This is a genomic window from Dyadobacter sp. CY356 (assembly GCF_021440195.1).
GTDB lineage: Bacteria > Bacteroidota > Bacteroidia > Cytophagales > Spirosomataceae > Dyadobacter.
The window spans coordinates 488,541-502,978 of sequence record NZ_JAJTSZ010000003.1; the positions used below are offsets into that span (position 1 = coordinate 488,541).

Here is a 14,438-nt window from a genome sequence, read left to right on the forward strand (position 1 = left end):
TAAGGCCTGTTAATCAGAAATCTGAATCAAAAGAAATTTTATGTGCGGAATCTTTATCCTGCAATCCACTCATCACACCCGCTTTTTGATAATCGCCAACCCGTTTTTCAAAGAAGTTAGTTTTTCCGGGTAATGATATCAATTCCATAAAGTCGAAAGGATTTGTAGAACCGAATTGTTTCGGACAACCCAATCTTTCCAGCCAGAAATCGGCGATATATTCAATATACTGATTCATCAGTTCCGCGTTCATTCCAATCAATGAAACTGGTAGGGCGGAAGTAACAAATTCCTGTTCGATTTTAACCGCATCCATCATAATTTCAATTACTCTTTCCTGAGGTAACTGGTTTACAATGTGTTGCGTATATAACAGACAGGCAAATTCGCAATGAAGTCCTTCGTCTCTTGAAATCAATTCATTCGAAAACGATAATCCAGGCATTAAACCACGTTTTTTTAGCCAGAAAATTGAGCAGAAAGATCCTGAAAAGAAGATTCCTTCAACTGCCGCAAAAGCAATAATCCTTTCTGCAAAAACGGGACTGTTAATCCATTTTAGTGCCCATTCAGCTTTTTTCTGAACACATGGAACTGTATCAATGGCGCGAAGCAAATGATCTTTTTCAGCCGGATCTTTGATATAAGTATCAATGAGCAAAGAGTATGTTTCAGAATGGATGTTTTCCATGGCAATCTGGAAACCATAGAAACATTTAGCCTCCGCATATTGCACTTCACTAAGAAAGTTCACAGCAAGATTTTCATTGACAATACCATCCGACGCTGCAAAAAATGCAAGAATATGAGAAATGAAATGGCGCTCACCATCATTCAGATTTTCCCAGTCTTTTTGATCCTGTGACAGGTCAATTTCCTCCGCGGTCCAGAATGATGCTTCATGTCGTTTGTACATTTCCCAGATGTCCGTGTGTTTGATAGGAAATAACACAAAACGCAACGGATCTTCTATCAACAGGGGCTCCTGTTTAGTAACTTCTTGTGACATAATTAATTCAAATTATTTATAAGGATCAGATAGTCAATTGCAGCAGTGTGGATGTTGCATTAAATTTGTTGCTGCGGAAAACAAATCTACATGCTTTGCGTCGGAATTTCAAGGAGAATTTGATCAAAAATATAACTTTCTGATTTACTCTTATATTGGCCCGGATTTGCGGAGAAAATTTTAAATTCTGGCCTAAAACAAAAAAATAGCCCTTGCAACAGTGCTGAAAGGGCTTTATCTTTTTGTGGAATACTTTGCAAAAAGATTATTGAAATATCGCTTGGTTTTAGCTAGTGATTGAATAAGATTCCTACGATTATTATTTTAATCACAACTTAATTACATGCTGATATTTCAGCATCATCTTGATATTTTCTATCACGTCAATAATACCAATATTGGAATGATTTCTCTTCATTTGTCTTGTAAAAGCACTTTTCTTCATTATTAATCCCTGACGGTTTCGGCGGAAATCCATGTAGGCTTCCGCTTTATAAAACTGGCATGACAAAATTCCAAGCAGGACATCACATAATAAAATCTGCATATGCCAAAGTGTAAGATCTATACCTTGTAAATGCAGATAATGAACGTAATAACGATTTCTGAAGTGGATCCTTTTAATCGCTTTTTTAGGATTATGGTTTTTTGTGCTTGCCATTACTTCATGACGACAAACTGCGTTATGTTCATAATAACATTTCCAACCCATTCGCCATGCCCGGATTGACAATTCCTGATCTTCGCCATAATAAGGGTTAAACATTTCATTGAAACCATTAATGGTTTTCAATTTTTTGGTATCCATTAAAGCGTTTGCCCCGGAAAGGTAAAAAGTAGGTGTTAAGGCATTGATGTTTTGAAGGTGAAAAAGGTCAGACGATTTTATTTTGCGGCCGCTGATTTTTGGCTCGCGGGCTGCTTCACGGATCAGGTCATCATCCATACCGATGATTCGCCCCATTACTCCAAAAGTATCACCTTTCTCAAAATATTTGTAAAGCTTTTCTATATAACCTTCTTCCAGCGTAACATCTGTGTTGAGAAGGAAAATTAAATCATTGTTTGCCTGCTTGATTCCCAGATTGCACGTTTCAGAAAATCCGGAGTTTGTTTCTTTTTTCAGAAGTGTGATGGTGTCTCCATAATTCTGTTGCAAATATTCCACAGATTCGTCGGTTGACGCATCGTCAATTACAATGATTTCAACTTCCGTCTTGATAGACATCAGTACATGGAAGTTATGTCCAAAATACTTTTCAAATAAATGCTTCCCATTGTAATTAGGAATTATTACCGAGATACTTTTCATTCAGTCGGTTATTTAGTTAAATGAATTGAATAACCTCATACCTTTTAAAATACATTATTTTAAAGTGGGTATAGCGGTTTTACTAAATCAGCCTATGGCAGATGATTCTCACAACCTGGAATTGAAACGCCATTTCATAAGTTTCATTGCTCATTTTAAAACGCTCTCCGAGATAATTTCAAAGCATCGTTTAATCCTGCCACTGCCCATCGCATAGAAACCATGATTCGCGTCAGGTAAATTTTTTTGTCTCCCTAAATAGACTATACCTGATAATAACGTAATCTGTTGCAAGTTTTATGCCATTACAATTATGACACTGATTCAGGAAAAAGGGTTGGAAGAAAGAAAACTGTACATATTAAATTCAGCATAATATCCATTAACATTCTAAATATTAATTGTACTTTTTCAATGGGTTGAGTAGTTGAAATAATTGATTTACTGTTTATTACACATCATAAAAAAAGTTTTTATTTTTTTTATGATATTTCTGGCCGGGTTGAAAAATAATAATTTAACACGCAATATTGCAATTGCAGGATCGTAAAATACGGAAATCTCGAATTGTATTATTACCTGTTACCCCTTTAAGGCATCACATTCTTTTTTAGTTCCCAGGCCACCACATTCCACTCATCAACGTGATCCTTATGGAAATGTATTGTTTCAAAACCTACTTTTTCATGCGCCCGCTGAGATCTGGTATTGTAAGTCGAAATTTCTGTAATGCATAAGTCAAATTCTTTTTCATAAAATTTTTTATGTGTGTGGTATAATTTTTCAAAAATCCCTTGTCCACGGAAATCGGCTGCTACACATATTTGCCCCATCATGTAGTATTTGTAATCTCTGATCATCCTGCCCTTCCACTCAATGTCGTCCACGATATCAAACATGGGTTGAAGGTCCGGAATCAGTTTTCCCATAGATGGCAGCATGGCGAGTGCAAATGCCACAACTTTGCCGTCCGCTTTTGCAATGATCTGCGGGGTTAAACTCCGCATGATTTCCAGCTGATCATTACTGTGACAGACGGTCAAAAAACCCTGATCTTTTTTTACTTCTTCTGAGACGTTGGTTTTTAAATTAAGTTGCTGAAGAGCCAGAATTTCTTCAAGATCTTTTTCAGTTTCAGCAAATGTCAGTTCAATGGAAGCCGATGAATTGATAGTCATGAAAATTGGAGTGAAATGAAATCAATAATTAAATCCATCTTTTTCTTCTGAAGAACCAGAGTACAACCAGCGAGGAAAGTACCATCAGAAGCAGGGAAACCCAGAAACCCCAGGGCTCTTCGGTGGATGGGATCTGGGTGTAGTTCATACCAAAAATCCCTGCAATAAGGGTAGGCGGCATGAAAATGATTGTCACAACGGTGAAAATCTTGATCACCTGACTTTGTTCAAGGTTGATCAAACCCATAAAGGTATTTTGCAGATATTCCAGTCGTTCAAAATTGAAAGTGGTATATTCCAGAAGTGAGCTGATATCTTTCAATATAATCCGCAAATGTTCCTTGCGGTCTTCCGGGAAATACTGACTGCGTAAAATTCCGGAAAGTACGCGCTGTTTATCAATACTGGTCTCCCGCAGCATCATCGTCGTTTCCTGCAATGCACTGATGCGGATCAGCACTTCCTGCCTCGCTTTTTGCTCGTGAGCCAGATCCTTACTGATCTGTGAAATATCTCTTGATATAGCTTCAAGTGAATCGGCGTCAGCTTCAATCCTTGTTTCGAGCAGCATCAGCATAAAATCCACACCGGTCTGAAAGGTATCCGGGCTTACTTTCATTTTCTTTACTGTATCCGCAAAGGTTTTGGAATCACCGCGCCGGTAAGTGAAAAGTATATTCTTATGAAGAATAAATGATACAGGATAGGTTTTATAACCATCTCTGTCGATGCTCAAAAAGTTGGAGTTGGCATTGATCGTTTCATTTTGTTCAAAAAACCGCGAACTGCTTTCAATTTCAACAATTTCCTGAGGCGTTTGAAAACTGATATCACATTTGTTTTCAACCCATTCTTCTTCTTCGGCCGAGGGAGACTGAAGATCCACCCAGACAAGGTTTTGGACCTTTCCAAGCTCGCGAATATCGTTTTCGCGTTTTATTAACCGCCCTTCTTTATAGAATATTCTGACCATTTTTCAGTTAAAGTTGAGAGTGGAAAGTTGAAAGTGCGTACCCGCGCAGAAGAAAACTAAGCAGTTAAAGCTTACTAAGAAAGTTAGGTGCCGGTATTCACACTTCGATGATTTTCAACGCTCGACCTTTAACTTTTAACTTTCAACGCGCTACTTTCAACTATTTCCCCAAGATAGTTGTAAATTTACGGGATGCAAAATACGGCTTCTCCCGGAATATTTACACTGCAATTTTGGTTGCTTGGTACGAGTTCCTTTCTTTTCTCTTCAAGTTTCAATATGCTTATCCCCGAGCTCCCAAGCTATTTGTCAGCCATGGGAGGCGCTGAATATAAGGGTTTTATTATAGGATTATTTACCTTAACTGCCGGAATATCAAGACCTTTTAGCGGCCGGTTGACGGATCGGGTCGGTCGTGTGCCGGTGATGGCATTTGGCTCACTGGTCTGCTTTATATGCGGATTTTTATATCCTGTTTTTACCACGGTAATGCCGTTTTTGTTATTAAGATTAGTGCACGGATTCTCCACAGGTTTTAAACCAACAGGGACCGCAGCCTATATTGCAGACATTATTCCTGCCAATCGGAGAGGGGAGGCCATGGGAATTCACGGCATGTGTATGGGCGTTGGTTCTGCTTTCGGGCCGGCCATTGGTAGTATGATCAGCCAGTCTTTTTCAATCAATGCACTTTTTTATACTTCCTCGCTTTTTGCTCTTATGTCCATTGTTATTCTTTTCAATATGAAAGAAACGCTGGCTGAAAAGGAGCGGCTTTCTGTAAAAGCGTTTAAGATAACCTGGAGGGATATTTTTGAGCCTGATGTTTTCAGTCCGGCTTTTGTAACTTTTCTGGCTTACTTTGGTTTTGGTGCAGTGGCAACTTTAAGCCCTGATTTTAGTGAGCATCTCGGACTCTCAAACCGTGGGATTTATTTTATGGTATTTACTTTATTTTCCATATTGATCCGTTTTGTAGCCGGAAAACTTTCTGACAGGAAAGGCCGGATACCGGTAACCATTGCCGGATGTGGTATTCTGATCGTGTCGATGATCATCACCGGTTATGCAGATTCCGTCTTCCTTTTTGTAACAGGAGCCGCATTTTTTGGAATTTCCATGGGAATATTATCTCCGGTACTTTCAGCCTGGACGGTCGATTTGAGTAATGACCACAACAGAGGCCGCGCCATTGCCTCTATGTACATTTCCCTTGAAGCAGGAATTGGGCTTGGCGCTTTTCTGTCAGCCGCGGTTTTTGCAAACAAAATAGAAAATCTACCACTGGTTTTTACGATTATGGCAGCTTTTGCCGCGGCAGCTTTGATTTATACCATTCTGCTTTACAGATATAAAAGAAGAGCAAGCCGTGTTATTTGAAGATACTTACAAGACCATTGCGGGACCTGTCGAAGGGTTTTATAAGGATAAGGGAAGCAAATTTATTTCTTTCCTTTTTCCGGTTACAACAGAAAATGAAGCGAAAGTTCATCTTTTAAAATTAAGAGAACTACACCCCAAAGCCAATCACCATGTGTATGCCTACCGCTTTGGTCTGGACAGGATGCAATATCGGTTAAGTGATGACGGCGAACCTTCAGGTTCTTCCGGAAGACCCATTTTGAATACCCTTTATTCCAAAGAAATAACCAATATTCTGGTTGTCGTTGTTCGCTATTTTGGTGGAACGTTACTGGGAATTCCCGGACTGATCAATGCATACCGATCCGCAACAGAAGATGCGCTGGAAAATGCCGAGATTGTAGTGAAACATCTGGTTGTAATTTATGAGCTTAAATTTTCATACGTCCAAATGAACGATGTGATGCGGATTATCAAGGAAATGGAATTGCCGGTATTTGAACAAAGTTTTGAAATGGAATGCCGCATAGTTGTTGAAATCAGGACCACGCTTTTGGAACGGTTTATTACACGTTGTGAAAAAGTAGAAGGACTTGTTGTAAAGCCGGTGGGATAATCAGGAAGATTTCTGATGATTATTTTAGACTCTAAATTCTTCATTACTTCTTAACTTCGTTCGAATCGGGGATTATTGGAACTATCAAACTTATGTCATCACATCATATTATCAGGGATAAACAGGAACCTGCACTTATCATTGCCAATGGAGAAGCTTGCAGCGAAGAATTGCTAGGGCAATTGCTCGAATGGAGTCCGTTGGTTATGGTTCTTGATCATGCCATTTACAGAGTTCTGGAACTTGGAATAAAGGTGGATGTATGGCTGGGAGATTTTGATCATATCGATGATTTTGAAGAAATAAGATCCCGCCAGTATCCTTTGAAAATCGTTCACACGCCGGATCAGGAAAAGACGGATCTTGAAAAAGCGATCGATTATTTAATAGAAGAGGGTTTTCCGGCTGCTAATATCGTTTGGGCAACGGGCCGTCGCGCAGATCATTCCATAACAAATATTACAAATCTGGTACGATATAAAGAAACAATCCGGTTGGTTTTGTTTGATGATTTTTCAAAAATTTTTCCATTATCAGGCATTTTTGAAAAATGGTATGTTGCCAAAACGCCGATTTCTCTTATCCCGGTTGGGGTGGTGGAAGGAATTAAAACTTCGGGGTTGAAATACAATCTTCATGATGAAACACTAACACTCGGCCACCGTACCGGAAATAGCAATGAGGCGGAAACCGATGGTATGGTTCGGATTTCCGCCTCAAAGGGTGATCTGCTGATTATGGAATGTTGGGATTAAAGCTTAAACACTTTTTGATTCAACATAAAAATTGCGGTCTACAACCAGCGTTTTTTCTCCCTTGGTTTTTAAAGTTTTCCATTCGCCGGTAGGATTAATAAATTGTTCCTTTGAATCGCCTAATTTTATTTTGACCGGCATATCAAATCCGCTCACCACATTCGCCCAGCGATATTGTACGCTGTTGTCCTTAAATGTATACTCCAAAACAGGAATCTTAGTATCTCTCAGATACTGATCAAAAACCTTACTGAAATCTCTGCCGGCCTGTTTCGAAATATATCCCTCAATCTGAGCAGCTTCAACAGTTTGATGGTAGAATGTTTTATTCAGCCCGCGTAAGATCTGTCTCCATTTTTCATCATCATTGACAACCTGACGCAGCGTATGCAGAATATTTCCACCCTTGTAATACATATCTCTCGACCCGGATTCGTTCACGCCATAAGGCCCGACGATCGGAATGTCATTGGCAATCAGGGCGCGGGTTCCGATAACGTAATCTGCACCAGCTTCTTTGCCAAAATAATATTCCGTGTAAAGGTTTTCAGAGTAATTCGTAAAACTCTCATGAATCCACATATCGGCCGCGTCTTTGTAGGTAATGTTGTTGGCAAACCATTCATGACCGCTTTCGTGAATAATGATAAAATCCCACTTCAAACCCCAGCCCGTTTTTGAAAGATCGCGCCCCAGATAGCCCATTTGATATCCGTTACCATAAGTAACTGAACTTTGGTGTTCCATGCCCAGATAAGGTACTTCAACCAATTTATAGCCATCTTCGTAAAAAGGATAAGGTCCAAACCAGTGTTCAAAAGCTTTCAGCATTTGATTCGCCTGTTTAAACTGGACTTTTGCTTTTTCAAGATTCTGTGGTAAAACATAAAAACTTAGCGGCAGGTCGCCTTTTTCTCCTTTATAAGTTTCCTTCCAACTTACATAATCTGCGACATTCATATTGACGCCATAATTATTGATCGGATTAACAACAGCCCAGTTAAATGTGTGCGTATCATCATTATTTTCAACCACACTGCGGAGTTTTCCGTTGGATACATCCGTCAATCCTTTTGGCACCGTAATACTCACCATCATACTGTCGGGCTCATCATACATATGATCTTTACAAGGCCACCACACACTTGCCCCAAGTCCCTGGCAGGAAGTTGAAATTACTGTATTTCCCTTTCCATCAGGTACCCATTGCACGCCGCCATCCCATGGCGGACGTTTTGCCAAACGCGGTTTTCCCGAATAAAATACTTCAAGAGACTCAGATTTCCCCTTTTCCTGTTTTTTGGTCAAAGTGATAAAAAAAGCATTCCCATCTCTTTTGTAGGTTAAAGTCTGGCCATCCTGGACTACTTTTTCAATTTTCAAGGGTTCCTGCAAATCAATTTGTATAACCTGATTTGGCTTTAAAACTTTATAATTGATAAGCGTGCTGCCTGTAAGCGTGCTGTCTTTTGCATTTGGCTTTACGTTTAAATGGTAGTAGGTCAAATCCCACCATGAGCGCTCTGGCGTTATGGAGCCGCGTAAAGTATCTGCGTGGGTGAAAACAGTTTGTTTTTTTTGTGCAAAAGCAAAAAAAGGAGTTACTACCAAACAAAAAGAAAGGAGTTTTTTAAACATTACAATGTAGGATTTATGAAACAGGAAGTGAAATTATATGGGTCAATCTTCTAAAACTTCCAGCGTGTTTAAGTCCGGTCCGCCACCACGGTTGCCAGAACCAGCTGCGATGTAAACTTTTTTATGCATGGTAACCGCCTGCGTACCATGTCTGCCCTGAAGCAGGGACGGGTACTTTTCCCACTTTTGGGTATGCGTGTTAAATGCTTCAACTTCGTTATGCGCTTCCACATGCGCATCGCTTTCTCCCCCGATAAATAGTACTTTATGCCCTAAAACTACGGTCGTATTTCCGGCACGTTTGGTCGGAATATTATTGGATGGATCGAGTGTTTCCCATTTGCCGGTTTTGAAATCATACACATCCATTTCGGCAATGGTGGTATTGAGTACCTGATTAATTCTGGCAGTTGAAAGTCGCCCACCGGCTACGTAAAGTTTGTTATCTACAACGGCAACCTGTATATGATCCCTTTTTCTTGGCGCATCAGGCAACTGTTTCCATGTGTTCGTAGCCGGATCATATTCATCAAACCATGCAACCTGGCCGTCCCAGTGACCATCCTGAATACCACAAATCACATAGATCTTATCATTCAACACAAAAGCACCAGCGGCTCCGCGTCTTCTGTTTTCCGGAATTTCCGGACCTTTGCGCCATTCATTTTTATCCGGATTGAAAATATAAATATTGGGAATTGGTGTTTCATGGGGATATCCGCCTGTGAAAGCACCAAGGACATAGATCTCGCCATGAAACGAAACCGCCTGAAAATGGCTCATTTCGAGAGGTGTCTGGCTCAGGCTGACCCAGGTATTTTTCTTCGGGTCATATTCATCCACCGATTTAATATCCCGTCCACCAACCAGATAAAGTTTTCCGTTGGCTTGTGCCATGGCATTTTCCAATCTTTTAACCGGAAGATTTTCAGGCTCAACAGCTTTCCACATTTGCGCAGAAACGGGGAAGGCCAATGTATTGATGGCTGCAAAAAGAATTACAATTCTGTGTAGTAGGCTCATAATAAATTGTATCGGGTTAGGAAGCGTTTACGGAATTTAATTCCATAAACGCTCTTAAATGCCATCAAGGTACAATTTATTTTATTATTTCTAAAAGCGGTTAACAGCTTTCAATTGTTGTGAATTTTAGCCAATAAACAGTTAATTTTTGCTGATTGTTTTCAAAGCCGGACTTTCGAAATTTAACTTCTTTAAACCATTTTGTACATCCGGGCTGCTCATGAATAATTTCCATAACAATCCCGTCCGGTAGTTTTCGATCATGACAACAATCGGCCCCTGATCAATCGCCAGATGTGACTTTGCATACCAGTTTTGCGACTCATTAAAGGCATCCGTAAATCCGTACTCACTCCAGATTTTATCACCCAGATCATCATAAAAATGTCTCAGTGCCTTCATCGATTGCTGCGGTGCATATGGAAAAGAAGATAGGGCGGCGGTTGGGGTTATCGTACCAAAATCATTGGTTGGAGAAAAAGCATTGTATCCATTGTAAGTATCACTGGCCGTTAATCCCCAGCTGTTTTCACCATAACCTTTAAATTTCCCGGGATTGGCAACGCAATGTTTGTAGTTGATCATAGTATGATTCACATTTTGCTCCCAGTAATCAGCATACTGATCTTTCAGTTTTCGTGGATCCAGTCCTAAAAAAGAATAATGTGCAAAGAACAATGGACCGCCAAAATCAAATCCTAATGGAAGTTTTATGCCATAAAATTCTTTGCCGTTTTTGAAATGATCACTTTGCGCCCAGCATTTATTGTAGACCTGGGCAGTAATCGGATAACGCGGCGACGACGCCGCCATGATGTAAGTAATAAGCGTTTCGTTATACCCACGCAATTCAAAATTCATCGCCCAGCCATTATTCGGGCTCCAATGCCAGAACAACTGATCCGGGTTTCCTCTTGTATACCAATCCCATTCTGCCTCTTCCCAGATCCACGTAATCCGGTTTCTTAAATCTCTTTCTGTATCATTTTCTCCCTGAAAATATTGTTTGGCACAAATCAGACCCTGGAACAAAAATGAAGATTCCACAAGATCTCCTCCGTCATCTTTTCTTCCGAAAGGAATAATCTTTCCGGTTCCTCCATTCAGCCAATGCGGGAAAATGCCATGGTAATGATCCGCTTTGGAAAGAAATTTGACCATTTTCAATAGTCGGTTTGATACCGAATCTCTCGGTACCCAGCCGCGTTCTGCTGCAACGATCATAGCCATAATACCAAATCCGGTTCCGCCTGTGGTAACAACTTCATCACCATAATCAAATGCGATGTTGCTTCTTTCCCTGGCCATACCACTTACCGGATGTCCAAAATCCCAGAAATATCTGAAAGTTTGTTTTTGAACCAGTTCAAGTAAGGCGGTATCTGACAAGTTTTTCAGGCGATTGACCGGATTGAAAACTGCCGGAGTGGTAGTTGCCTTTGTTTTTTTCTTTTGAGCCATGCTATGCTCTGGCATAAGCAGACTGCATAAAATGCCTAGTGACAGGAGTATCAATTTCATAGTAATTCTTTTTTTATTGAGGTAGTTGAATCGTTATTCATTTCAACTTATATAAGTCGATTATAAATTCGGGCTCTGAAAGCCCAGATTTTTCATCCCGGTTTTAATTTCAGGAGCACTCATAAATAATTTCCAGGGAAGGCCGCTGCGGTGATTTTCAATCATAATAATGATCGGTCCCTGGTCAATCGCCAGATAGGAAGTCGCATACCAGGGAGTTTGTAAAGAAAAAGCATCATAAAATCCATAATCTCCCCAAAGCTTGTCGCCCAGTTTGTAATAGAAAAACTTCAATGCTTTCATCGATTCCGTGGGGGTGTATGGAAATGCTGATAAAGCCGCGGTAGGGGCAATAACGCCTTTGTCGCTGGTGGGAGAATTTGCATTATATCCATCAGGAATATCGCTGGCCGTTAATCCCCAGCAGAGTTCACTATATCCGTTATATTTTAATGGATTGGTTTTGCAATAATTGTAATTGATTAAAGTATGGTTCTGATTTTGTGTCAGATAATTCGTGTATTTATCGGTAAGATCGGTTGGGTTGATACCCAGGAAGGAATATTGAGAGATAAATAACGGGCCGCCATAAGCCGTTCCCAGCGGTAATGTGATACCATAATAACTGTTGCCGTTTTTAAAAGACCCATTACCAGTCCAGCCGTTTTCATAAACGACATTTGGAATGGCGTGTGTTGGCGAAGATGCCGCCAGTGCATACGTTATCAGACATTCGTTCCAGCCTTTGATCGGCAAATTCATATCCCAGTTATAATTCGGGCTCCAATGCCAGTACAGCACGTTTTCATTATTTTTCCTGAACCAATCCCATTCTACCGCATACCAGATTGCGTTGATGTCATTTCTTAATGCAGTTTCAGCTGCATCGTTTCCGTCAAAATATTGGCGTACAGTCAAAAGTCCCTGAATCAAATAAGAAGTTTCAACGAGATCTGCCCCGTCATCTTTCGCACTGAAAGGAACTACCGCTCCCGTTGCCCCATTCAGCCAATGCGGAAATGCGCCGTGAAACTTTTGAGCTGTCGTTTTTAAGAAACCAACAATTTTCTGCGTTCTTTCCAGTCCTTGCGCTCTGGTTATAAATTCTCTTTCGATTGCAATCGGAATTGTCATGATGCCAAAACCGCTACCACCCGAGGTAACCACATCACCGGAAGTATTTCTTTCTCTTGCCAAACCGCTGACCGGGTGTCCAAAATCCCAGAAATATTTGAAAGTTTGCTTTTGTACCAAAGTCAAAAGTGCTTCGTCGGATATGATTGGGAATTTATCAGTTGAATCAATCTGGAAAGTTACCGGCGCGATAACCTCCGGCGCTTTTACATCATCACTTTTGCAGGCAAAAGTAAAAACTGCAAGGAGCAGCAGGAATATGGGAAAACAATTTTTCAAAATATGAGTTTATATGGATTGGGAAAATGGAACTTCCCTTTGAAGAAAATAAAACACCGGTCAGAAGTTTTAATAATCAGAACCCTGATTTGTTAGCACTTGCAGACCGGTGTTATTCTTAAATTATAATCAGTTAGTATCCTGCATTTTGTGTTAAAACACCACCACTCAAATCAATTTCAGTCTGAGGAACCGGCCAGACTTCATTTTTGCCGGCAGTCCATCCTTTTGGTCCGAAAACAGCAGCTCCTCTTCCCTGGCGGATGACATCAAAATAACGATCAAACTCCATAGCCAACTCAACCTGACGTTCGTGCCAGATAGCAGTTCTTAAAGCAACTTGTTCTGTTGTGGTAACTTTTGGAAGAATTGTGGTGCTCGTACCTCTTGCTCTTGCACGGACGATTTCCAATGAAGCCAGTGCCTCGGTAGTTTTTCCTAATTCGTTAGCTGCCTCAGCATTCATCAACAAAACATCAGCATAACGGATCACACGCACATTTTGCTGCGCTCCTTCATTAAATCCGGAAACGAAAAGACTGAAAGGCACATAAGATTTTTGGTTATACATAGGATTGTCGCCCACTGTTGGAATGAAATCACCTTCCGGTGTTGTTTCACCACGGAAAATAATGGTCGCGTCTCTTCTTGGATCTCCCGTTTCGTATGCATCAGCCAATGCCTGCGTAGGAACATTAAAGCCCCAGCCACCACCTACAACACCACGTACTCCCTGAACCTGTGAGTACTGAGAATTGGAAGCGTCGGCATTGTCAAGTACCAACTCGTTTTGTATTTCAAAAACAGATTCAGAAGAATTTTCATTGGCAATTCTGAATAACTGCTCATAGTTGGCAACCAGTTTATATTGACCTGAGGCAATTACCTGTGTTGTCAGATCATATACCTGCTGCCATTTTTTCTCGTACATCGAAACTTTTGCATGCAGGGATAAAGCCGCTCCCTTGGTAACACGGCCCAGATCTGCTGTTCCATAACTTGCCGGAAGCACAGCAGCCGCCTCTGTCAGATCTTTTTCAATTACTGTGTATACCTCCGCTTTTGGTGTTCTTGGAATGTTGTATTCTGAGTTATCGGCCGGTACTTTTAACCGAAGAGGAACATCGCCAAACGCACGAACCAAACGGAAATAAGAATAAGCGCGAATGAATTTTGCTTCTGCCAGATATCTCTCTTTCAATGCGGCTGTCATTTCAATCGCCGGAATATTATCTAAAACCTGATTGGCATAGTTAATATTTTTATATTGAGCAGACCAGAATGCACCCAGCTGACCATCCGTCGAACCTACTGAAAAGTTGTCGTACGTATTCAAAAAAGTTGCATCGGATGCGGAACTTCCTTTTTCAGTTTCATCTGAACCTAAGCTTTCAACCGCTACGGATCCAAAAGCAATGTTGTCGAAACTTCGCAAATTGGCATACATCGCATTGACAGCTTTGGTTGCATCGCTTTCATTTACCCAGAAAACATCACCTGCCTGCTTGCCTTGCGGATCGGTATCCAGGAAACTATCCTGGCATGCAACCGGGAAAAGCAACATGGAAGTGAGCCCTGCGTAGAGCCCAATCCGTTTAAAATTTATTTTAAAATCTATATTGTTCATAGTCGTGATGA

The 14,438-nt window shown here is 40.7% G+C and carries 12 protein-coding genes; 3 read left to right on the forward strand and 9 right to left on the reverse strand.

What is annotated here, in order from left to right; translation table 11 throughout:
* Window positions 1-13 precede the first annotated feature (13 nt).
* From LXL81_RS13960 to corA, 4 genes are all read right to left on the reverse strand, one after another.
* A complete protein-coding gene (locus LXL81_RS13960) occupies window positions 14-1,009 on the reverse strand; it encodes a ribonucleoside-diphosphate reductase small subunit (protein ID WP_234647403.1) in 996 nt (331 codons plus the stop codon).
* A 328-nt stretch (window positions 1,010-1,337) separates the two neighbouring features.
* Window positions 1,338-2,321 carry a glycosyltransferase family 2 protein gene (locus LXL81_RS13965; RefSeq protein ID WP_234647404.1) on the reverse strand — a complete coding sequence of 328 codons (984 nt, stop codon included), beginning with the start codon at window positions 2,319-2,321 and terminating at the stop codon, window positions 1,338-1,340.
* A 590-nt stretch (window positions 2,322-2,911) separates the two neighbouring features.
* Window positions 2,912-3,499 (reverse strand): GNAT family N-acetyltransferase, encoded by a 588-nt coding sequence (locus LXL81_RS13970; RefSeq protein WP_234647405.1) that lies wholly within the window; start codon window positions 3,497-3,499, stop codon window positions 2,912-2,914.
* Between the two features lie 28 nt (window positions 3,500-3,527).
* The gene (corA, locus tag LXL81_RS13975; protein ID WP_234647406.1) at window positions 3,528-4,472 is read right to left on the reverse strand and encodes a magnesium/cobalt transporter CorA; all 945 of its coding nucleotides are present in this window, start codon (window positions 4,470-4,472) and stop codon (window positions 3,528-3,530) included.
* A 192-nt stretch (window positions 4,473-4,664) separates the two neighbouring features.
* Here corA and LXL81_RS13980 point away from each other — a divergent pair, with 192 nt between their 5' ends.
* The 3 genes from LXL81_RS13980 (at window position 4,665) to LXL81_RS13990 (ending at window position 7,205) form a co-directional block, all read left to right on the forward strand.
* Window positions 4,665-5,852, forward strand: a complete 1,188-nt coding sequence (locus LXL81_RS13980) for an MFS transporter (protein ID WP_234647407.1) — start codon at window positions 4,665-4,667, stop codon at window positions 5,850-5,852.
* Window positions 5,842-6,450, forward strand: a complete 609-nt coding sequence (locus tag LXL81_RS13985) for a YigZ family protein (protein WP_234647408.1) — start codon at window positions 5,842-5,844, stop codon at window positions 6,448-6,450. The genes LXL81_RS13980 and LXL81_RS13985 overlap by 11 nt, the downstream gene beginning before the upstream one ends.
* A gap of 92 nt (window positions 6,451-6,542) precedes the next feature.
* Window positions 6,543-7,205, forward strand: coding sequence for a thiamine diphosphokinase (locus LXL81_RS13990; protein ID WP_234647409.1), 663 nt, complete (start codon window positions 6,543-6,545; stop codon window positions 7,203-7,205).
* Window positions 7,206-7,208: 3 nt separating this feature from the next.
* On the opposite strand, the gene LXL81_RS13995 is transcribed toward LXL81_RS13990, so the two are convergent.
* From LXL81_RS13995 to LXL81_RS14015, 5 genes are all read right to left on the reverse strand, one after another.
* Window positions 7,209-8,843, reverse strand: a complete 1,635-nt coding sequence (locus tag LXL81_RS13995; RefSeq protein ID WP_234647410.1) for a M1 family metallopeptidase — start codon at window positions 8,841-8,843, stop codon at window positions 7,209-7,211.
* 42 nt (window positions 8,844-8,885) lie between these two features.
* The gene (locus tag LXL81_RS14000) at window positions 8,886-9,866 is read right to left on the reverse strand and encodes a kelch repeat-containing protein (protein WP_234647411.1); all 981 of its coding nucleotides are present in this window, start codon (window positions 9,864-9,866) and stop codon (window positions 8,886-8,888) included.
* A 141-nt stretch (window positions 9,867-10,007) separates the two neighbouring features.
* Window positions 10,008-11,387, reverse strand: a complete 1,380-nt coding sequence (locus LXL81_RS14005; RefSeq protein WP_234647412.1) for a glucoamylase family protein — start codon at window positions 11,385-11,387, stop codon at window positions 10,008-10,010.
* 60 nt (window positions 11,388-11,447) lie between these two features.
* On the reverse strand, window positions 11,448-12,800 hold the full coding sequence (locus LXL81_RS14010) for a glucoamylase family protein (protein WP_310589576.1): 1,353 nt from the start codon (window positions 12,798-12,800) through the stop codon (window positions 11,448-11,450).
* Window positions 12,801-12,933: 133 nt separating this feature from the next.
* A complete protein-coding gene (locus LXL81_RS14015; RefSeq protein ID WP_234647413.1) occupies window positions 12,934-14,427 on the reverse strand; it encodes a RagB/SusD family nutrient uptake outer membrane protein in 1,494 nt (497 codons plus the stop codon).
* Between the last annotated feature and the right edge of the window lie 11 nt (window positions 14,428-14,438).